This window comes from Aeropyrum camini SY1 = JCM 12091, assembly GCF_000591035.1.
GTDB lineage: Archaea > Thermoproteota > Thermoprotei_A > Sulfolobales > Acidilobaceae > Aeropyrum > Aeropyrum camini.
Genome location: NC_022521.1, coordinates 1,006,349 through 1,026,832, shown reverse-complemented (window position 1 = coordinate 1,026,832; position 20,484 = coordinate 1,006,349). Strand labels below are relative to the sequence as shown.

At 55.6% G+C, this 20,484-nt stretch carries 21 protein-coding genes; 11 read left to right on the top strand and 10 right to left on the bottom strand.

Going from position 1 to position 20,484, the window contains the following annotated elements:
* Positions 1 to 179 precede the first annotated feature (179 nt).
* The gene (locus tag ACAM_RS05410; protein WP_022541810.1) at positions 180 to 2,567 is read left to right on the top strand and encodes a coiled-coil domain-containing protein; all 2,388 of its coding nucleotides are present in this window, start codon (positions 180 to 182) and stop codon (positions 2,565 to 2,567) included.
* 44 nt (positions 2,568 to 2,611) lie between these two features.
* Here the strand turns inward: ACAM_RS05410 and ACAM_RS05405 are convergent, their stop codons facing one another.
* From ACAM_RS05405 to sufC, 3 genes are all read right to left on the bottom strand, one after another.
* The gene (locus tag ACAM_RS05405) at positions 2,612 to 3,787 is read right to left on the bottom strand and encodes a SufB/SufD family protein (RefSeq protein ID WP_022541809.1); all 1,176 of its coding nucleotides are present in this window, start codon (positions 3,785 to 3,787) and stop codon (positions 2,612 to 2,614) included.
* 47 nt (positions 3,788 to 3,834) lie between these two features.
* Complete coding sequence (gene sufB / locus ACAM_RS05400; protein WP_022541808.1) at positions 3,835 to 5,265, bottom strand: Fe-S cluster assembly protein SufB; 1,431 nt, start codon at positions 5,263 to 5,265, stop codon at positions 3,835 to 3,837.
* Between the two features lie 72 nt (positions 5,266 to 5,337).
* Positions 5,338 to 6,099, bottom strand: coding sequence for a Fe-S cluster assembly ATPase SufC (sufC, locus tag ACAM_RS05395; RefSeq protein WP_022541807.1), 762 nt, complete (start codon positions 6,097 to 6,099; stop codon positions 5,338 to 5,340).
* Between the two features lie 89 nt (positions 6,100 to 6,188).
* On the opposite strand from sufC, the gene ACAM_RS05390 reads away from it, so the two are divergent.
* The 3 genes from ACAM_RS05390 to ACAM_RS05380 are packed head-to-tail and all read left to right on the top strand — an operon-like array spanning position 6,189 to position 8,018.
* Entirely contained in the window at positions 6,189 to 6,941 is a 753-nt protein-coding gene (locus ACAM_RS05390; protein WP_022541806.1) for a thioredoxin/glutaredoxin, read from the top strand.
* Positions 6,926 to 7,429 carry a DUF2299 domain-containing protein gene (locus ACAM_RS05385; RefSeq protein WP_022541805.1) on the top strand — a complete coding sequence of 168 codons (504 nt, stop codon included), beginning with the start codon at positions 6,926 to 6,928 and terminating at the stop codon, positions 7,427 to 7,429. Before ACAM_RS05390 ends, ACAM_RS05385 begins: the two co-directional genes overlap by 16 nt.
* Positions 7,430 to 7,463: 34 nt before the next feature.
* Positions 7,464 to 8,018 (top strand): hypothetical protein, encoded by a 555-nt coding sequence (locus ACAM_RS05380; protein ID WP_022541804.1) that lies wholly within the window; start codon positions 7,464 to 7,466, stop codon positions 8,016 to 8,018.
* 8 nt (positions 8,019 to 8,026) lie between these two features.
* On the opposite strand, the gene ACAM_RS05375 is transcribed toward ACAM_RS05380, so the two are convergent.
* The 5 genes from ACAM_RS05375 to ppa form a co-directional block, all read right to left on the bottom strand.
* Entirely contained in the window at positions 8,027 to 8,374 is a 348-nt protein-coding gene (locus ACAM_RS05375) for a hypothetical protein (protein ID WP_022541803.1), read from the bottom strand.
* Positions 8,375 to 8,391: 17 nt separating this feature from the next.
* Entirely contained in the window at positions 8,392 to 9,519 is a 1,128-nt protein-coding gene (gene gcvT, locus ACAM_RS05370) for a glycine cleavage system aminomethyltransferase GcvT (protein ID WP_022541802.1), read from the bottom strand.
* Positions 9,520 to 9,745: 226 nt separating this feature from the next.
* A complete protein-coding gene (locus tag ACAM_RS05365; protein ID WP_022541801.1) occupies positions 9,746 to 10,198 on the bottom strand; it encodes a COX15/CtaA family protein in 453 nt (150 codons plus the stop codon).
* A gap of 7 nt (positions 10,199 to 10,205) precedes the next feature.
* Positions 10,206 to 11,021, bottom strand: coding sequence for a hypothetical protein (locus tag ACAM_RS05360; protein ID WP_022541800.1), 816 nt, complete (start codon positions 11,019 to 11,021; stop codon positions 10,206 to 10,208).
* Between the two features lie 41 nt (positions 11,022 to 11,062).
* A complete protein-coding gene (gene ppa, locus ACAM_RS05355; protein WP_022541799.1) occupies positions 11,063 to 11,590 on the bottom strand; it encodes an inorganic diphosphatase in 528 nt (175 codons plus the stop codon).
* Positions 11,591 to 11,835: 245 nt separating this feature from the next.
* Here ppa and ACAM_RS05350 point away from each other — a divergent pair, with 245 nt between their 5' ends.
* From ACAM_RS05350 to ACAM_RS05340, 3 genes are read left to right on the top strand one after another with little or no spacing between them, the layout of a single operon-like run.
* On the top strand, positions 11,836 to 12,648 hold the full coding sequence (locus tag ACAM_RS05350; protein WP_022541798.1) for a ZIP family metal transporter: 813 nt from the start codon (positions 11,836 to 11,838) through the stop codon (positions 12,646 to 12,648).
* Between the two features lie 21 nt (positions 12,649 to 12,669).
* Entirely contained in the window at positions 12,670 to 13,299 is a 630-nt protein-coding gene (locus tag ACAM_RS05345) for a DUF309 domain-containing protein (protein ID WP_022541797.1), read from the top strand.
* Positions 13,265 to 13,756 (top strand): hypothetical protein, encoded by a 492-nt coding sequence (locus tag ACAM_RS05340; RefSeq protein WP_022541796.1) that lies wholly within the window; start codon positions 13,265 to 13,267, stop codon positions 13,754 to 13,756. Before ACAM_RS05345 ends, ACAM_RS05340 begins: the two co-directional genes overlap by 35 nt.
* Here the strand turns inward: ACAM_RS05340 and ACAM_RS05335 are convergent.
* Positions 13,753 to 14,571: an ABC transporter substrate-binding protein gene (locus ACAM_RS05335; protein WP_148706530.1), complete on the bottom strand. Its 819-nt coding sequence runs from the start codon at positions 14,569 to 14,571 to the stop codon at positions 13,753 to 13,755. The genes ACAM_RS05340 and ACAM_RS05335 overlap by 4 nt on opposite strands.
* Positions 14,572 to 14,742: 171 nt before the next feature.
* Here ACAM_RS05335 and ACAM_RS05330 point away from each other — a divergent pair, with 171 nt between their 5' ends.
* The 3 genes from ACAM_RS05330 to meaB are packed head-to-tail and all read left to right on the top strand — an operon-like array spanning position 14,743 to position 17,834.
* Positions 14,743 to 16,416, top strand: coding sequence for a methylmalonyl-CoA mutase family protein (locus ACAM_RS05330; protein WP_062662136.1), 1,674 nt, complete (start codon positions 14,743 to 14,745; stop codon positions 16,414 to 16,416).
* Positions 16,394 to 16,879: a cobalamin B12-binding domain-containing protein gene (locus tag ACAM_RS05325; protein WP_022541793.1), complete on the top strand. Its 486-nt coding sequence runs from the start codon at positions 16,394 to 16,396 to the stop codon at positions 16,877 to 16,879. Before ACAM_RS05330 ends, ACAM_RS05325 begins: the two co-directional genes overlap by 23 nt.
* A complete protein-coding gene (gene meaB / locus ACAM_RS05320) occupies positions 16,866 to 17,834 on the top strand; it encodes a methylmalonyl Co-A mutase-associated GTPase MeaB (RefSeq protein ID WP_022541792.1) in 969 nt (322 codons plus the stop codon). Before ACAM_RS05325 ends, meaB begins: the two co-directional genes overlap by 14 nt.
* Positions 17,835 to 17,892: 58 nt before the next feature.
* Here the strand turns inward: meaB and ACAM_RS05315 are convergent, their stop codons facing one another.
* On the bottom strand, positions 17,893 to 19,062 hold the full coding sequence (locus ACAM_RS05315; protein ID WP_022541791.1) for an acyl-CoA dehydrogenase family protein: 1,170 nt from the start codon (positions 19,060 to 19,062) through the stop codon (positions 17,893 to 17,895).
* Positions 19,063 to 19,310: 248 nt separating this feature from the next.
* On the opposite strand from ACAM_RS05315, the gene pdhA reads away from it, so the two are divergent.
* The gene (pdhA, locus tag ACAM_RS05310; RefSeq protein WP_232502281.1) at positions 19,311 to 20,480 is read left to right on the top strand and encodes a pyruvate dehydrogenase (acetyl-transferring) E1 component subunit alpha; all 1,170 of its coding nucleotides are present in this window, start codon (positions 19,311 to 19,313) and stop codon (positions 20,478 to 20,480) included.
* Positions 20,481 to 20,484 lie beyond the last annotated feature (4 nt).

Genomic DNA, 20,484 nt, shown 5'->3' with positions numbered 1-20,484 from the left:
CACCCCGAGCACCTTATTGGCCTGAGAGTTTTAATGCCACCAGCCGATAGACCGATACTTTCCAAGAGGCGGAACGTTCCTAAATCCAATGGAACCTGGTTCTAGAGTTGATGTTCCATAGGGTTTTAAATTAGGAACTAAGCCGGACAAGGTTTGCGGAAGCCTGGAGGTGAGGTGGTGTGAGCTTCTGGAGACTAAAACTGGCTGGAATTGCTCTCGTGTTTACTATACTACTGCCAACAGTGGCCCCCGCTGTTGCAGCTGCCCAGGAAAGCGTTAACACCAGCATGAACCTTGCCGTTAGTCCGTACATTGTTCTAGAAGTTCTCTCCATCAACTTCAGGCTAGTGCTAGAGAAGCATAGTTGGCTCCTCCAGATGCTTGACGAGGACGAGCGGGGTGTTGTTGAGGAGATAGCTGCACTGGAAGATCCACGCTCCCTTTCGCCTAGCGAGGCTGGAAGGCTTGCACAGCTAGGGATAGCCGTTAATGAGAAGATAGGACAGATGATAGCGGAGAGGATAGACGAAGAGGCTGTCAGCCAGGTTAAAACAAGGGAGGTCCTGGCAAGGGCTTCAATAGTTCTGGAGAAGCTTGGAAGGGATAGAGGAGACCCTATTCTGATCGACCTAGCTAAGGCTCTAAGGGAGGCGGCGAGGGGAGACCCGGCTAAGGCGATAAACGTACTCGCCGCTGCTGAGGCTACAGTTGAGTCTGAGGGTGCAATAGAGGTTGCAGCAGTAGGCTCAACCCAGGCCGTGGGTGTGGAAAGGGCTATAGAGATTCTCAGCGGGGTGGCTTCCAAGCTTGAACAGTTGAAAGCGGAGATCGAGGCGGAAGACGGTGGAGAGGCGGAGGTTGCCCTCGAAAGCGCCCTGAGTGGTGTGCTACTGGCAAGGTCGATACTAGAGAGCATTGCAGCCTCCACCACAGCCCTCGGCGACCATGGAAGTGGTGTCGGTAAGGCTGTGGTACAGAGGATAATAGAGGCGAGGATACAAAAACTTGAGGTCATATACCAGGATATAAGTGCCAAGATAGATGCTATTAAGGGAGAGTATGGCACCGAGCTCGACCAGAACCCTGAGGCAAAGAAACTCTTAGAGGAGGCTGAAGAAGCACTAGCGGAAGCTAGGGAGAGGCTAGACGCAGCCAATGCACTGCTGCAGGAAGGAGCTAAGGTAGGCGAGATCATGAGGGAGATTGCTAGGGCACAAGGCTACCTAGCCAAAGCGGAGGCTCTGGCTTCAGCAGCAGAGGTAGTCCTCCTCAGTGGCGGGGGTGAGACTGGCACCGCCACGCCGACAGCTACCGAGACCACCGGTACTACTGGTACTACTACCACAACGACTACCACCACTGCAGAAGAGGCCGAGGAGTCTGTTGAAACGGAGGTTCTAGCAGAGATGGCCAAGATTGAGGCTGAGATAGAGGAGCTCCAGGAGGAGCTTGACAGGCTGGAGCAGGAAGCAGCTATTGCAGGCCAGAGCTATGTACAGGAGATGCTCGATGAGGCTAGAGCCCTCCTGGATAGAGCTTCCACCCTGCTGGCGGAGGCCAGAAGTCTGCTAGATGAGGGGAAGATCGAGGAGGCTAAGGAGAGAATAGCTCAGGCAGAGGCTGCAGTGGAGAGGGCTGATAACAAGCTTGACACAGCTGAAGCTGTACTAGAGGTTATCGAGGAGTATGCTGAGAAGGCTAGGGAGGCCATAGAAGAGGCTGAGAATAAGCTGGCTAAAGCAGAGACCAAGCTACAGATAGCCGCCCAGCTATCCGGCTCGGAAGCCGTTGAGGAGGCTGTTAACAAGCTGGAGGAGGCGAGAGTGAAGCTAGAGGCCGCAAAGGAGGCTTACAGGAATGGCCGCTATAGCGAGGCTATAACCCTGGCCGAGGAGGCTGCATCTACCGCGGAGGAGGCCGAAAAGCTAGCTGAGAAGGCTATAGAAGCCGCTCATGAAGCTGCTTCCGAACTCTTAAACCAGGTTGAAGAGCTGCTCGACAGAGTGGAAGAGCTGCGCGATGAGATCGAGGACCTAGCCGAGAAGGCTAGAAAGGCTGGTATGCTCACCGAAGATATCCAGGCGGCCATAGAGGAGGCTCTCCAGAAGCTAGACCAGGCTGAGAGCCTGCTAGAGGAAGCGGCAAGCCTCGCGAGAGATGGTGATATAGAGAGTGCTAGACAGAAAATCGGAGAGGCTATAGATTTAATAGAGGAGGTCGCGTCCACGGCGAGCGAGATTAGGGATATGGTAGAGCAGGCTGTAGGAGATTTAATAGAGGAATTGCATCATATGATAGAAGAACTCCGGGAGAAGGCGGCCGAGCTCAACAGCAAAGCTGCCAAGCTCGAAGCCAAGGCTAGGAGAATGGGCGACAATGAGGCCATTAGACTTATAGAGGAGGCGAGAAGCAAAATCGCTGAGGCTCTCGAGAAGCTGCAGGACGCTATTGACAAGCTGAGCTCTGGCAGCGTGAGCGAGGCTAGGGATGATATAAGCCAGGCCGAGGACCTGCTAGAAGAAGCTGAGGAAAAGCTCGACCAGGCTAAAGAGAGGCTGAGGGAGTAGTTTTCTAAAACCCACTTTATTTGCTTGTTCTTGTTTTTAGTCTTCTACTCGAGGTTTATGAGCCAGTTGAAGGGTATTTCCATTTTCTCGAGAACGCCTGAGAACCTTGTTATACCCTCCATTACGAGGGTTACAATGTCCTTGTCGTCTAGTCCCCTGCTCTTCAAGTAGAATATAGTGTCCTCTGCTAGGCTCGCTACGGCGGCTGAGTGCCCAGCCCTGGTTATTTCGCCTGTATGTATCTCTAACACGGGGACTGCATAGCCCTTGCCCTTCTCGCTCAAGAGGAATATGTAGCTTTCCACCTCCGAAGCCGCTAGCCTAGCTGTCTCACCAAGCATAGCTACGCCGCGCTGCGCTAGGTAGCCGTTGCCTACTACAACGCCCCTAGCCCTCACCTCTCCCTCGCTCTCCGGTCCTCTGTGGAGGCTGCTTATTATGACGTCGCTAGCCGTGTTTGGCCTGGCTACCGTGCTGGCAAGGGCCTTGAGGCTAGAGAGCCTGCCGTCGAGGAGATTGTCGTCCTGGAATCTAGTCATGCGGCCGCCGCTTATCAGGTAATACTGTTGTATGGAGGCTTTATCCAGGGCTTCAAAGGCTCTGAGAGTGTAAACTGCACTTCTACTGCCGTGGATAACAATGTTGGTTACACTAGCTTCCGCATCCTTACCAACCCTGCCCTCTAAAACAGTGGTTTTCAGCCCGGGTGATGTGACATAGTCAATATAGATTATCTCCCCCTTAGCGCCGTCACCCACCTCCACAACTATGTGGTGACCTAGGTAACCCGGGCCTCCTAGGCTGGCTATAACAAGGCTCCCGAAATCCGTTCCAGGCTCCACAGTCACCTTCACACCAAGGTTAAACCTTAGCACGTGGTAAGCCTGCATCCTGCCCCCGTCAGCCCTAACTAGGGTGAAGGGCTTCAGACCCTCCAGGCTTGACGCGCTCTCCAAGTCAAACTTCTCGGCTTTAACACCTTTTGGTAGTACACCCACAGTAAGATCGGTGCCCAGCGTGATGGCGGGTTTTTGCTGTACGTTATTGGCCAGGTGCTCCGGTAGGGTGTCAGTGGAGTCAGCATAGTCTAGGTCCATAAGCCTCTCGTAGACCTTCCAGTCGGTGTAGTACTTCACCGTCGGAGTGTCAGCTATCTCCTGAAACGGAAGCTCTTTAACTAGCTTCCTAAGCTCATCCCTAGCTATTATAGTGGAAGCCATGGCTCGCCACCGCCTGACACTTGGAGCGGCTCGAGGTTTACTCCGGCTCAGCCGAATGCTCCGTACTCGCTGAACTCCAGCCTGACGACTTTAGTAAGCACGTTGGCGTATTCGAATGGCAGCTCCTTGAGCACGTCCTCCAGGAACCCCAGGACTATTAGGCTCTTCGCCTCATCCTCTGTTAGGCCCCTGCTGGTTAGGTAGAAGAGCTGCGGTTCTGTGAGCCTTCCTGTGGTTGCCTCGTGGTTTACGCTTGCCGTTGGCTCGTCCACCTGGTTGTGCGGGTAGGTATGGGCCTTGCTCTTGTCGTCGAGTATTAGGGATTCACACTCGACATTGGCCACAGCGTTCTTAGCCCCCTTCACTATCCTTATTATACCCCTGTAGACGTTGATGCCGCCATCGGCGCTAATGGTCTTGTTTATAACTTGACTCCTAGTATTTCTGCCGACGTGTATCATCTTGCTACCGCTATCCTTCAGGTAGGGCCCCTTGGCTATTGTCACCACAGCACTCCTGCTGGAGCTGTTGTCGCCTTTGAGTATAGTGCTCGGGTAGACGAAGGTCATCTTGCTGCCAATGCTACCCTCTACCCAGTCAACCCTGGCCCCCTCCTCGGCTATAGCCCTCTTGTTGTTCAGGTTTATCACGTCCTTACTCCAGTTCTGGACCGTTATGATCTTTATAGTAGCGTTCCTGTGGGCGTACGCTTCTACCATGCCGTCGTGGAAACTGAACTTCGTGAGCCTTGGAGCGCTGCAGCCCTCGATCCACTCGACGTAGGCCCCCTCGTCAGCCACTATGAGGCTGTGCTCAAACTGGCCCTCGCCACTCTTGCCTATCAGGAAGAAGCTTTCTATAGGCTCTCTGATCTTAACACCGGGCGGGACGTATATGAATGTGCCGCCGCTCCAGAGGGCGCCGTGGAGTGCCGCGAACTTGTGGTCGCTTGGCGGGAAGACCCTCATGAAATACTTCTTAACAAGGTCTGGATACTTCTGGACTGCCTCCTCGATAGGCATGACTATAACTCCCTTCTCCTCGAGATACTTCTTCACCCTAGCATACACCGTCTCGCTGTCGAAAACAGCGCTCAGGCCGCTCAGGAACCTAGCCTCTATCTCGGGCAGGCCAAGCCTCTCATAGAACTCTCTAATCTCCTTAGGCAGCTCATCCCAGCTCGAGGCCCTGTCTGTCTCGGGCTTCGAGTAGACAATCATCTCTTCAAGGTCTATCACATCTATCCCGGCTAGCCACTTGGGTGTTGGAAGCTTGTAGAAAAGCTCCAGGCTCCTAAGCCTCAGCCTCTTCATCCACTCCGGCTCCTTCTTAATCCTGCTTATCTCCTCTATAGTGCTCCTAGTGATCTTACCCCTGATCTCGATCTCGGTCTTAACAGGCCTCTCTCTCCCGAGAAGCCTCTCGGCAAGGTCCACATCCCTCAGGAGCTCCTTCTTAAGCTCTACCATCTCCCCCATAACACACCACCTTTAACCCCGTTAAATATACTAGACCGCATCCCCCTTTAATCACAACATATACTCTCTCCCTTACTTGCTCCTGGCGAGCATCCTGTAGAGCTGTGCGTAGCCTTTCTCCTCTACCTCCTTGGCGAGCTCGGGCCCACCCCTAGCCAGCACGGAGCCCCTGTAGAGCACTGTGACCCTGTCGGGCTCGACGAAGTTTAGCAGGCGGGCGTAGTGGGTTATGAGCATTACACCTCTCCCGGATTCTCTAAGCTGCTTTATGAACTCTGCGACTATCTTTAGCCCATCAATGTCGAGACCGGAGTCTGGCTCGTCAAGTATGACGATCTTGGGGTCGAAGATCATTGCCTGCAGCAGCTCGCTCCTCTTCTTCTCCCCGCCGCTGAAGCCTACGTTGACCTCCCTGTTCAGTATCTCCCTGTCGAGGCCGAGTTTAGAGGCGTATTCGTACATCCTCCTGATTATCTTCGGATCGGCAGGCTTGCTGAGGTCCTGAGCGCCTAGCCGTTTGTTGACGAAGGCTATTATGAGGCTGCTGAGCCTCACACCCGGGATCTGGGGGGGATCTTGCTGAGCCATGAAGACGCCTTTAAGCGCCCTCTCCTCCGGCGGGAGATCCTTTATACTCTCCCCGTCGAGAAGTATGTCGCCCTCTACGACCTCGTAGATCTCCCGACCCATTATGACGTAGCCGAGGCTCGACTTGCCGCTGCCGTTGGGGCCCATTACAGCGTGTACCTCTCCATAGTTGAGGTCGAAGTCAACATTGTTTAACACGATCTTTTCCCCGATCTTGGCCGTCAGGCCTTTAACCTCGAGACCCATACATGTGCACCCCTTATTTTAACCACTGTTAAAGTATAGGGTTTAGTGCTAAAAACTCTAATTCATACCCCAGGGTAAGGGGTTGTTTCTTGCAGGGGATAAGGGTTAAGATCTATGTGCACAAGACTTGCGCCTCGAGCTACAGCCTATTCAGAGGCCTCAAGGAGAAGGGTCTCCTGGATAGCGTGAAGATAGTGGAGGCTCAGGGCCCGACGGACTCGGGCGGCCGCCTCATATGGAGTGTGCCCTGGGTACTCCTCGACAGTGAGGTCCTCGCGGGGGATCCTGTAGACCTGGGCGTGGTGGAGTCTGCCCTAAAGGGGTCCAGGATCGGCGTTGGCGATGTCGTTGAGGCTTTTATGGAGGCCGTTCTCCACAGCAGTCTAGCCTCCAGCATGGCCGTACTCTCCCGCAGCCTAGATCCGGTGCTGGACGAGAATCTAGCTTCCGCTGCGGTGAGGAGCCCCCTCTCTGGGGTCAGCCCTGGCGAGGTCCTCAAGGCTGTTGGAGCAAGGGCTGACAGCCTCTACGCAGAGTGGAGCGGCAAGCTTGCCAGAGCACTGGCAATGGGCTTTGTTAGGGAGCTATGGTGGGCGCGCGGCGGCTCACTAGATCCAGGCGAGCTGGAGTTGATAGTCTCTTCCGGCGGGTTTAGGCTATGGCTTCTGGCCAAGGGCAGCCTCGGAAGGGTGGGACTCCCCGCTGACCCCAGGCTTGTTGCCGGCTATCCCGAGGTAGGCGAGGCTGAAGATTTCCTGTTGAAGACAGGCCCCGCGCTGATAAGGAGAGTGGAGAGGGAGCAGGCGGCTATACTGGGTGATGAAGAATGGATGGGCCTGTAGACCTTAAGAACAGGGTTCTCGCATGGCTGGCCGACGAGTTTAATGTGAGTGTGAAGAGCCTCCCCAAGAATGCCCCCCTAGACTGGGCTATCAAGGCCGAGACCCAGGCGCCGGTGAAGGTGGCGCTGGTAGTCCAGAAGCCTAGGGGGAGGGATGTGGTGGCCGTCACGATAGGTATAGCGCTTTCGCCTAAACACAGGGAGGCTCTCTCAAAGCTTAGCCCCGGAGCAAGGGAGGAGTTCGCCGTCACGCTTTTAACAGAGCTGATGGCCATGTGCCCCCACTGCCGGGTAGTGGCCCAGCCTAACCCCCGTGACCTACACACAATACTCATATCAAGAGAGCTCTACTCCGAGGATATAACCAGGCAAGCCCTCATGGACGCCTCGGTAACCCTGGTAAACATGTTCCTGTTCACCGTCCTCAAGCTAAACCAGATCTCCCAAACAGCCAGGACGCCGAGGGGGGTTGAGGAGGGCTACATGTAGGTGTAAGAGCGGGCCTCGCTGTGGGTGCGGTGTTTTGGCGGAGACGCTCCTGCCGGGTTCTACGGTGAGGATTGGGGATGCCCTGTGCAGGGTATCCCTACCCATTGTGGCGGGTGTTGAGAGCAGCTGTCTCCTAGTAGCAGGCGTTTTGAGAGTCACCTCAGGTCTCGTGAAGGGGGAGGCTTATGAGCATGTGTCAAGGCCTCTACAGGCGGGGCTTAGAGCCTTCCTGGAGGGCTTCGAGGCTATCGAGAATCTTGATAGCGAGTACGAGAGGGCCGCTGCCTATGCAACCGTCTATGGAGGCCTTATTCTGTATAGCAGGTGTGGGGACTCTCCGATATCAAGATTCTACAGTGCTAGGCTCCTCGTAGGCCTAGCTGCCGGGGGGGAAGGGGGTGTAAGGGTAGTTGAAGACAGGGAGGTCCTGGAGATCTGGTCTCACCTACTCTCCGGTAGGATAGACGCTGCAGACAGGCTGAGCGGCCCTCTAGCGCTACCCCCGGGCTATTCAGCTAAGTTCGGCGGGGGACAGTTCAAGATCGCCGCGTTAGGTTTCGAGTGCATGCCCCCATACATGAAGACGTAGAGAAGCGATTATTGTAGCCTGAGCCTGACAATCCTCGGCAGCCTGCTCCACCTGGCCTCTAGAAGGCAGAGTCTTGAAGCCTCGATGCGGTCGGGAAGCCTGCTAGCGAGCCATACTAGGAGGTCCTCGGCTATAGCTCCTCTCTCGCCAATCGCCTCCTCCAGGCTTGCTCTTCTGGCTGGAGCCAAGGCTTCGTCCAGGGCTGCTGCTATCCTCTCCGTATCAAGCGGGGGGCCGCAGTAGCAGGCTGTGACAGTGATATCATGCCCGTGGAGGCTATTATATCCTAGCTTCTCCGCTGTCACTGCAACGCTTATCTCGGTGCTGCTACACACCTCGAAGAATTCCTGGCCCATCCCTCGGGGACACCGCTTTAGCCTCTTGATCCAAGTGGTACTAGGGGGAACTCCTGTAGCCTAGCCTCGCCCCTCCTGCCTCTAACGTCAACTTCTATGGTATCGCCTGTGTAGGCGTACCTGGTGTCTATGTAGGCCTGGGCCACGCCCCTCTCTATCACTGGGCTGAAAGTCCCGCTGGTTACCCAGCCTACGTCAACATCGTCTATGTATAGCCTGTAACCGGTTCTGGGTATCATTCTAGCATACTTCTTTTTCATAACAAGACCAACTCTTATCCACCTAACACCCTCTCTTCTACAAGCCCTGAGGGCAGCCTCGCCTATGAACCCCTTTTTCCCCCAGTCTATAGCCCCGAGGCCGTAGCGTAGGCTCACAGCGCACGGCCACCTTAGGGGGTCTTCGCCGTACTCATGGCCTCCTAGGACGAAGCCAGCCTCAATCCTCAGGGTGTCTCTGGCAGCTATGCCCGCTGGTTTAGCCCCGGCCTCCACAGCCGCCCTAAAAATTTTCTTAGCCTCCTCGACCTCAGCGATTATCTCGAAACCGTCCTCTCCAGTCCAGCCGCTCCTGCTGACTATGTAGGCTGTAGCTCCAGCAATACTGACATTCTCCTTAAACTGTAGCGGCTTGAGATCGAGAAGATCGCCTCCACCCAGCCTCTCCATAACCTCCGTCGAACGTGGACCCTGGAGGGCCAGTAGAGCATACCTGTCCCTCAAGTCCGTTATTGAGATGTTTATCCCCATGTTCGAGGCGACGCCCCTGAAATACTCTAGCATGGCATCGGCAACGGCGGCGTTAGGGACTATGAGCCACTCGTCCTCACCGAGCCTATAGGGCATCTCATCATCCTTAACCCTAGCATACTCGTTTAGAGCGAGAGTAGGGCCGCTCATGAAGCCAACCTTAGTCTTGGAGACCCTCTTAGTATAGATCCTCTCCAGGAGCTCGGTGGCACCCTCACCCTTAACCACCATCCTCCCCATATGGCTGATATCGAATATACCCGCCTCACGTCTAACGGCCATGTGCTCCTTCAACGTCCCCTCATAGGACATTGGCACGCTCCATCCTGCGAACTCGCCGAAAGTAGCCCCAAGGCTCTTGTGGAGGTCCTCGAGGATATGCTTCCGGATAGACAATCTAAGGCACCACCCACTATAGAAGGGTCTCCTTAGCCGGGGGTAAAAGGTAACGCCCTAACTCCCAGAGGAGTTAGGAAGGGTTTGGTGCCTAGGGTGGAGCCCTCCCGGGTCATAGCTCCCCCGGGATGCGGGGGTCTCCCCGGGGCAGCATCCATTCATGGCTTTACTATTGTGAGTGCTTTTGTTTTAATTAGTTTATCCTCTAGGCGGAAGCGGGTTTGCACTAGCCTCTAACCCTGGTGTGGCTGAGTTTAACTGCCATGCCCGTTGCCAGTGCTACTGTTACTATGGCTAGGGTTGTGTGTAGGGCGGATAGCGGGGGGTTGAGGTGGTACCAGACGACGACCGCTCCGAGTATTATCTGGGTTACTAGAGCGATAATGGTTGCTGTGGCCCAGAGCTTCACCCCTCTGTCGCCTGAAGCCTTCAAGGATAGGTAGGCGGTGTATGTTATTAGAACGAAGCCTAGGCCTGCGGCCACTCTATGGAAGTATTCCAGTAATGTTGCGGTGTTGGCGGTTAGCGGCACTATTTCGCCGTTGCACGTCGGCCAGTCCGGTCCGCAGCCCATGCCAGCTCCATATGCCCTGGTGAAGGCTCCTATGGTTACTGCGAGGAATAGGAGTGCTACTCCGGCGTAGGCATATACCTGGATTTTTGCTGAGGGGAGCGGCAATGCTTGCTCACGCCCTGGTTTCAGGAGTTTCGCTTCCGAGACTTAAATAGGAGGGGCTAGACGGCGAGGCGGTGGTGCCTGGCTGGAATGGGGGTGCGGAGGAGAGGGCTTCTCTTATCAACGATCCTCTACGCATATAGCTTGCTGCGGCTAAAACGAGCGTGGCCAGGGTAAAACCACCGAGGACTGCCTTGTCAAAACCGCTCACCAGGGGCTCGCCGCACACCGGGGAGCTGGAGCTGGTTAGGAACCCCGAGACCTCTATCCTAATTGGAACTTCCCCCACTCTAGGCAGGGTGAAGGTGGCATGCTGGGAGACGAGGTAGAAGCTGGCTATTACATCCTGGGAGAGGAGTACGTGACCCTCCACAGTAATAGGGCCAGCTCTGGTGGGCCAGACGAACGACAGGGTTGTATAGCCACCTGGCTTGCATGTGTAGGGCACACCGTCCACGTTATACACTATGCGGTCGTGGAGCAAGAATGCGGGGGGCCGCTCGGAGAGCGGCCTCGCCTCCCCGGTCTCCGCCGATTCGTAAAGACCGTTTAGGAGCTTTTCCAAGCTAGCTCTCGATACTGAGATGCCCGAGGAGTAGATAACGCCAACATCGCTAACAACACCATCGTAGACGGTCACTACATACCGGGAGAACCCTAGGACGGAGCTGGTGCTGGCGTCGACAACCACAACATCTAGAGCGTACAGAAGAGGGCCTGAAGGTGCAAGCGCGAATGTCGTATACGTGGATGCCGCGGGCAAGAGTAGTACTGCCATTAGTATTGTTAAAAAGATGGGAACGGTGGTGTGGCTGAGAGTCTTCAATGGCGCTACACTCCCCCAGCTGGGGCCGGCCCGTACGCTGTTTACCCCGAGTACCTTTCTATCGCCTTCCTTATAATCTCCTTCGCATCCCTTGCCTGCCTCCAACCTGTCACTTTAACCCACTTCCCAGGCTCTAGCTCCTTATAGTGCTCGAAGAAGTGTTTTATCTTGGATTTTAGGGCTTCCGGTATATCTTCTACGTCTTTGTAGCTGGCGAAGAGGGGGTCAAGCTTAGCCTTAGGCACGGCGACAATCTTACTGTCAGGCCCCTCCTCATCCTCCATATCCAGAACGGCAACAGGGACGGCTTCTATAAGAGAGCCGGGGGCCACAGGCTCGCGGCTTATGACTAGAACGTCCACAGGATCCCCATCCTCCTCCAGAGTTCCCGGGATGAACCCGTAGTTGAAAGGATAAACCATGCTGGTGTAGAGGAACCTGTCGACTTTGACAATGCACGCCTCCTTATCGAACTCGTACTTTACGGAGCTGTTCATAGGGATCTCTATAATAACGTTAACAACATCCGGAGCCTTCTCCCCGGGCCCTATCCTCAGGCAGGCGGACATTGAGAGCACCCGTCTAACCGATAGTTTAGCAGGTCGAGTTATAAAGCTAAGCCTGGAGTAAACCAGCTCCATAAAGGGAGGAGTGTCTCAAATTCATGCAAAATATCTGGCTTAGTTTATAGCTGGTAGTTGAGTCAATTATGAACTCCGGTTTTCACTTGAAACCCGGGGTGCTTAGTAAGTTTATCGAGGAGGAGCGTCTGGGAGTGTGATGTTGCTGCGGCGCGGTAGAGGTGCTTGGCTATATGATCCAGATACTGGAGTCCATAGCGGCTCAGCTAGAGGCTCTCTCGGGGGGCAGCCCCGTTAAAGCGGCCTTCATACTTTCCCTCTACGCCTTTGCAATGACGAGCCTTGGAGGCTTTCTAGTGTTGGCTGCAAGGTTCCAGAGTAGGAAGAGGCTTGACGTCCTACTAGACGTTGGTATGGGGTTTAGCAGCGGGATAATGATAGTTGCGAGTTTCACTAGCCTCCTCATACCCGCTCTCGAGCTATCGAGCACCAGTGTTGTTATATTATCTTTCATATTAGGTGCTTTAACAGTGTATGTGATAAACGAGGTAATACCCCACGAGCACCTATTTAAAGGCTATGAGGGGCCCCCGACGCTTAGGAGGAAGGTTAAGGCCGCATGGCTAGTGGCCACAGCCATAATTATCCATAACCTGCCGGAGGGCATGTCGATAGGGGCTGCAGCCTCCTACGCACTATCCGAAGGGCTGGCGGTGGCTCTTGCTATAGGTACTCAGGACTTCCCAGAGGGCCTGGCAGTCTCCCTCCCGGTGTTTGCAGCCTCCGGCAACTTACTCCTAGCAATTTTAGTCGCAATACTGAGTGGTTTTAGCGAAGTGATCGCTGCAATAATCGTTGCAACGATAATTGGATACAGCCCTGGACTACTGGCTTCAGCCCTAGCTTTCGCAGCAGGGGCTATGGTGTTTGTGGTTAGCTATGAGGCTTTGCCCGAGTCGCACAGGAGTGGCAACGAGAAGCTGGCTACACTAGGATTCTTCGCAGGCTTCATAATAATGCTATATCTAGACACGGCCTTAGGCTAGCACTACCAGGGGCGTTTAAACTTGGGTGAAGAAGGCTCCACCGTGAGGACGCTACTGTTTCTCTCCAACCCGGGGCTGAAGCCTTGGAGGGATGCGCAGAGGCTCAAGAAAGCCATTAAGACTGGGATCCCTTGCGTGAGGAGCGTTAACGTTAGGGTAGCTGATACCCATGTTGAGCTGGACGCCATACATCGCTGCCGGGACCTCGAGAAGGAGCTTCGCAGGGTTCTAAGCGGTTTAGAAACCATATACCTCGTCTATGGTAAGAAAGCCTCCACTGCTTTGAACGTTGAGGACCTAGTGAGGGAAGCGCGGTACTGGGAGGCGCATGAAGCCCTCGAGGACCTCTACTACAGAAGCGGGCGGGACGAGCGAGTTAGAGCCCTTCTCCTCGCGGCGGCAGCCGCGGCTAAAGCCCAGGAGGGGCTTCTGGAGGGGGCTAAAAGACTCTTGAGCAGGATCAGTAGAGACGTTATAGAGGAGGGCCTCCTGGACTATGACTGCCTACTTAGAGCTGTTGAGAAAGCATGGAGGGAGGGTTCAGGCGACATACTCTCGTGCTTTGAAAGGTCAAAACTCTGCAGCGCAGAATACTTAACCGAGGTGCTGTCATGCGATGGTCAAGCCGCTAAGGAGGCCCCCAGCGATTAAAATCCTGGAAGCCGCGGCCGCCCTGGGAGACGGGAGAGTGAGGATCCTCACCGGAGGTTCAGGCGGCGTATGGGCGGCTAAGGTCTCTAGCTCGGGTAGGCCTAGGGAGTATCTAGTGGTTGTGGAGCCCCGGGGAGCGGGGGTGGTTTACGCGTATAGCGACGACAACGGCACCAGGTTTAGAGGCTACATAGGCTACCCTATACTCTCCCTCATGATGGTTGCAGGCCTCCTACCTAGGGATAGCGGTGTCGAGAAGCTCCTGGCGGGCGTCAACTGGACTCTGCTTAACGAGAGGATGAAAAGCTACGCCAGGGTCATGGAGCATCTCCGGGAGACTAGAGTTCCTCCGGGGGAGTGGGCACGGGTTGAGAGGTTTATGGGCGAGGTCCTCGCCAGGCTGAGGACGATGAAGGTCTACTACGACACCTCTCTCCCCTCGAAAGCCCTCGCCTAACCGGCTCTAGCCTTCTCCCTCAGGGTCTCGAGGAGGCTTAGCATAGTCTCTATGAAGCTGGGGCCATAGTGCGCCAGGGTGTCAGGCTCTAGGAGGACAAGCTCAGCACCCCCAATCTCCACCCCCCTCTCCTCCAACTCCCGCTTGACCTTCTCGGCTGATGTGGGAGCGTAGGCGCTGTACTCGTACAGTATGAAGTGGGGTTTGAACCTGTTGATCCTCTCCGCGGGCGGCTGGTAGATCCATGTTGTTCTATCGCGTATAAACGGCGTCTCCACCCCGGCTATCCTGAACGCGTCTGATATATAGGTGTGTGCACCGGCCGTGACGGGGCCGCCGAGATAGACCTCGTAGTATACTCTCAACCCCCCGCCCGCACCCCTTAGTTCTGAGGCCTTTCGAGCCAGCTCCGCCTCAAGCCTCGAAGCTTCTTCTAGAGCCCCCGTTACAATGCCGACCTGCACGACCTGGTCTATTATTCCGGAAACGCTAACCGGCAGCGGTATAGGGTAGACAGGGTAGCGGCTGCTGAGGTCCTCGAGCACCCTCCTCTGCGCGCCCGTAGTCACTAGTATGAGGTCCGGGTTAAGCTGGTCTAGAAGCTTCATATTAACCTTGTAGTAGCTGCCGACCTTGGGCTTCTCCCTAGCCTTCGGCGGCTTATGGTCGTAGACGCTCACGCCCGCAACACGATCCTCCAGGCCGAGCATATACAGCGTCTCGGTGATAGCCGGGCTGAGGCTCACAATCCTCTGAGGAGTCTCCGGCACCTCCACTTCCCTGTTGAGGACCTCAGAGTAGAGTTTTACTCTCACTCCCTCCAAGTTGGATGTGCACCCCCAGGCTCTGGGTTTGGATAGGGTATCCAGCCACGTGTTATAATCGTCTTGGCTCTACAATAATAACCTGTTTGGATGGGAGAGCTATATATAGGCGGTTGTGTGATCGCGGGGTAGGTGGCTGTGCCCTTCTTTGACCCCGAGTATATGAAGAGGCTTGAAGCCTCTCTTAAGAAGTGGGAGAGCGAGACTCTCCCCCAATGGCTCGAGCGGATGCCCGAGAGGATGGAAAGCTTCACTACACTCAGCGATATACCCGTTAGACGGCTCTACACCCCCCTAGACCTCAAGGATTGGGACTACCTCGAGAAGCTCGGGTTCCCCGGGGACTATCCCTTCACTAGAGGTATCCACGCTACAATGTACAGGGCGAAGCTGTGGACTATGAGAATGTTCTCAGGCTATGGAGGTCCTGAGGAGACTAACAGGAGGCTGAAGTTCCTGATAGAGCATGGCGAGACGGGGCTGAGCCTGGCCTTCGACGAGCCGACGCTCGTCGGCATAGACCCTGACGACCCCCTTGCCGAGGGCCACGTAGGCATAGAGGGGGTGAACGTGGCATCGCTGAGGGACATGGAGGTTATATTCGACGGCATAGACATGGGCCGTGTAACTACGAACATGACTATAAACCTGCCGGCCCCGGTTCTCCTTAGCTACTACGTAGCCGTGGCGGAGAAGCAGGGCGTGCCCTACCACAAGATAGGGGGCACGACGCAGAACGACCCCCTCAAAGAGTTCATAGCCCAGAAGACCTACGTCTTCCCCCCGGAAGCAGCAGTCAAGATAGCGATAGACGTTATAGAGTGGAGCGTCAAGAACCTGCCCAAGTGGAACCCGATAAGCATAAGCGGCTACCATATAAGGGAGGCTGGGGCAACGGCTGTACAGGAGCTCGCCTTCACCTTGGCGGATGGGATAGAGTATGTTAGACAGTTGATCGGAAGGAGTCTCGACGTCGACACCTTCGCCCCCAGGCTCAGCTTCTTCTTCGACGCACACATAAACTTCTTCGAGGAGATAGCCAAGTTCCGGGCGGCGAGGCGCATGTGGGCCAAGATAATGAGGGACTGGTTCGGGGCTAGGAAGAAGAGGAGCATGTGGCTAAGATTCCACACCCAGACCGCGGGTGTGAGCCTGGTCGTACAGGAGCCCTACAACAACATAGTCAGAACGGCCATAGAAGCGCTGGCGGCGGTACTCGGCGGTACCCAGAGCCTCCACACCAACAGCTTCGACGAGCCCTTCAGAGTCCCCAGCGAGTTCGCCGCCAAGATAGCGCTCAGGACCCAGCAGATAATTGCGTACGAGACTGGCGTGGCCGACACAATAGACCCCCTCGGGGGGAGCTACTATATAGAGTGGCTTACCGACGAGATAGAGGAGAGGGCGTGGAAGTACATAGACAAGATTGAGGCCATGGGGGGGATGCTGGAGGCTGTTAAGCGGGGCTACCCCCAGAAGGAGGTGACCGAGTCGGCTTACAAGTTCCAGAGAGACCTCGAGGAGGGCAGGAAGTTCATAGTGGGAGTTAACATATTCAGGAGCGACTCTATAGACGAGGCGAGGAACGTGCCCCTCCTAGAGTTCGACCAGGAGGAGATTGAGGAGAGGCAGAAGAGGAGGGTTAAGGAGGTTAGGAAGATGAGGAACCAGGAGAGGTGGAGGAGGGCGCTGGATAACCTGAGGCGGGCGGCCGAGAGGGGAGAGAACATAATGCCCTACGTTCTCGAGGCCGCCCGAGCCTACGCAACGCTAGGAGAGATAATGGGCACGCTGAAGGAGGTGTATGGAGTCTATGTCGAGCCTCCAGAGTACTAGGGAACAGGTCCTCGAAGGGCCGAAACGTCGGTATAAAGTGCTGGTTGCGAAGATGGGCCTAGACGGCCACGATAGGGGGGCGAAAGTTGTAGCCAGGGCTCTGAGGGACGCCGGCTTCGAGGTGGTTTACACAGGGTTAAGGCAGACCCCCGAGCAAGTGGCCATGGCAGCCGTCCAGGAGGATGTAGACGTTATAGGCGTGAGCATACTCAATGGAGCCCACATACACCTGATGAAGAGGCTTATGGCCAAGCTAAGAGAGCTAGGGGCCGATGACATACCCGTGGTGCTGGGGGGCACGATACCGATACCAGACCTGGAGCCCCTCCGCAGCCTAGGCATAAGGGAGATATTCCTCCCAGGCACAAGCCTCGCCGAGATTATAGAGAAAGTGAGAAAGCTCGCGGAGGAGAAGAGAATGAGGGAGGAGGCGGAGGCGTCGGAGCAGGTTGGCCAGGCTTGAAAAGCTGCTTGAGATGGCTTACTCCGGCAACCTGAGAGCCCTCGGCAGGCTTCTAACCCTAGTTGAGAATCCAGGGAGCGAGGCTATAGAGCTCCTAGAACGCCTTACAAGCAGGGCTGGCAAGGCCCAGGTTATAGGGTTTACCGGCATACCGGGGGCTGGGAAGAGCACGCTGGTCTCAAGGGTGATAGCGGGACTTAGGAGGAGAGGCTATAAGGTGGCGGTGGTAGCCATAGACCCTACTAGCCCCTTCAGCGGCGGCAGCATAATGGGGGATAGACTCAGGATGCAGGAGCACGCGGCTGACCCCGGGGTTTTCATACGCAGCATACCCACCCGGGGCATCAAGGGCGGTTTGAGCATGGCAGCCCTGGCCATGGTAGAGGTTTTCGACGCTATGGGTTATGATAAGATAATAATTGAGACGGTCGGAGTTGGGCAGAGCGAGGTCGACATTATAAACGCGGCGCACACTATAATAGTGGTGACGATGCCTGGCGCAGGGGACGACGTCCAGGCCCTAAAGGCCGGCGTTATGGAGATAGGTGACATATACGTCGTCAACAAGAGCGACAAGCCTGAGGCAAACAAGACGGCAGCCTACCTGCAGTTCGCCCTTGAGAAGGAGGATATAGGTAGGAGGGAGTCTGGGTGGAGGCCAAGGCTAGTTAAGACTAGCGCTGTGCTAGGCCAGGGTATAGAGCCTCTCGTAGACGCTATAGAGGAGCACTGGAAGTTCGCCCGCGAAACCGGGCTCCACGCCGAGAAGGTTAAGGCCAGGAGGATACTGCTGGCTAAAATGCTTGCTGAAAGCCTGCTCAGCTCGAGGGTCAACGCAGCGATGGAGGTTAACAAGACACTGCTTGAAGAGGCGGCCGCATCGGGTAGAGGGCTGTTCAGGGCTGCAGAGGTTGTAGCTCGTGAGGCGGCGTCCATGCTTCTCGACAGTGAGTAGGAGCATTGGCGAGTGCAAAATATTGTGCAGACAGGCTATTGGACGAGGGGCGTAGAGTCTAGGGCCTTATTCTACCCTGCAGGAACTTTGTGAGGACCATTCTCTGCACTTCGTTCGTCCCATCACCTATTTCAATCATCTTTATGTCCCTATAGTACCTCTCGACGTCGCTATCCTTACTATATCCTATCCCCCCGAGGACCTGCATGGCCATCCTAACGAGGTCCACCCCTGCCGTGGCCGTGTGGAGCTTGGCCATGCTCGCGTATTTTATGTAGTCGGGGCTCCCCGAGTCTAGCTTGTGTGCTGAGGTGTAGACTAGGAGCCTGCTTGTCTCCAGCTTAACGAGCATCTCAGCTATCATGCTGGATACCATCTGGTGCTCTATTATGGGCCTCCCCATGCTCTCCCTCTCGCTCGCATGCCTAACCGCGGCGTCGAAGGCGGCCTGCATGACACCCAGGCCGCTTGCACTCGTGGATATCCGCCCCTCGTTGAGGGTATGCATGACTAGCTTGAAACCGCCGCCCTCCTGGCCTATAAGATTCTCTGGCGGCACCCTGCAGTCGTTGAAGTAGACTATAGAGGTCCCGCTGCCCCTATACCCCATCATCTCCAGCTTGGAAACCTCAACACAGCTGCCCTTGTCCACGACCAGCAGGGAGATACCCCTATGCCTCTCCTCTGGCCTGCCGGTGCGCGCGGCCACTATGAAGAAGTCGGCGTACGCGGAGTTCGTTATGAAAATCTTCTGCCCGCTCACCACATACTCGCCCCCCTCCTTCCTAGCCGTGGTCATGTGTAGGGAGGCCACATCGGTTCCACAACAAGGTTCTGTCAGGGCGAAAGCACCTATCGCTCCTTTAGCCAGCCTCGATAGGTACTTCTCCTTCACCTCCTCCCCTGCGAACTTAAGGATGGGGTGCACAACCATCGAGCCGCTGACCACGGAAATCAGGCCGTATCCGCTGCTGGCCCTAGAAAGCTCCTCAATAGCCACAACGCTCTCAAGAAGGCTAAGACCTGGCCCCCCATACTCCTCAGGCACCCTCAGCGCGAAGAACCCCATCTCAGCGCCTTCCCTCAAGAGGCTCTCGGGCACCGTGTTAGTAGCGTCAATCTCCCTAGCCTTAGGCGCAACCTTCTTCTCCGCAAACTCTCTAACACTCTCCCTCACGGCCCTTACATTATCGCTTTCCCAGGGGAGCGAGGCTTGGCTGATAGACACCCTATCTGCACCTAGGGTACTCTAGGGTGTGGAGGGAGTTATTAGAGGATTGTAGCTTGGAGGGTCTTTACAACCCACAGCTACCAGCCTCTAGGCACCTCTCTTGCAAAGGCTTGTGTGGCGTGGGGCTGGTTTTAGGCTGGTGGTCTAAATGTGTGGCTGTGTTCATAAGACTGTATTTAGGACGGATAAAAAGATTACTTGCAATTAGTGTTAAGACGGGCCTTAATATGAGTAAAACGGGCCTTATGGATATTCCTTTCAAGCCTGTTGAGGGTAGTGTTGTTGAGGAGTATAAGGCACTTCTCGAAGAGGCTATGGGGTTTAAGAGAGCTGTGGACGAGGAAGGAAGGGTCGTAGACGAGGGTCTCCTGCCAAAGATTAGCGAGGGTGATATTATAGAGATCTACACATACATGGTTAGAGCCAGGGTTATCGACAGCTGGCTCCTCAAGCTGCAGAGGATGGGCAAGGTAGCCCTCCACGCTCCAAACAAGGGGCAGGAGGCTGTTGCGGTAGGCGCAGCGAAACCGCTGAGGAGGGATGACTGGGTTTTCCCCAGCTACCGGGAGCTCGGCGCTTACCTGGTTAGGGGTATGAGCGAGGAGGAAATCCTAGACAGGGCCCTGGCGAACGCCGACGACCCCCTCAAGGGGAGCGACTTCGCGATATTCGGCAACAGGAGGTATAACCTCGTCCCCGCCCCTGTCCCCGTGGGCAACCAGATCCCCATCTCGGTTGGTGCTGCGTATGCGATGAAGTATCTTGGCAGGGATACGATTACCCTCACATTCTTCGGGGACGGTGCGACCAGCAGGGGCGACTTCCACGCGGGGCTGAACTTTGCTGGCGTCTTCAAGGTTCCCGCAGTCCTCGTTATACAGAACAACCAGTGGGCTATAAGCGTTCCGAGGGCCAGGCAGACGGCCGCCCCCACGCTTGCGGTGAAGGGCCTCGCCTACGGCGTCCCCGGGATAAGAATTGACGGCAACGACGTCATGGTTGTTTACAAGGTTGTCAGCGATGCAGCGGAGAAGGCTAGGAGGGGTGGAGGGCCTACTCTGGTCGAGGCGGTTACATACAGGCTTGGCCCCCACACCACGGCGGACGATCCTTCGAGGTATAGGAAGAGTGAGGAGGAGAAGGTTATGGAGAGGTATGAGCCGTTGAGGAGGATGAGGAAGTTTATGGATAGCATGGGTATAATGACGGAGAAGGAGGCCTTGGCTCTAGAGGAGGAGTGGAACAGCAGGGTTGAAGAGATAGTTAGGAGGGTGTTGGCTAAGCCGCCGCTGCCGGAGAACGTGTTCTTCCAGAACGTCTACAGTGAGAAACCGTGGTTCATACTGGAGGAGGAGCGGGACCTTGAGGAAACGCTCAGAACGATGGAGGAGCTCGGCCTGAGCTACAGGGAGTAGGGGG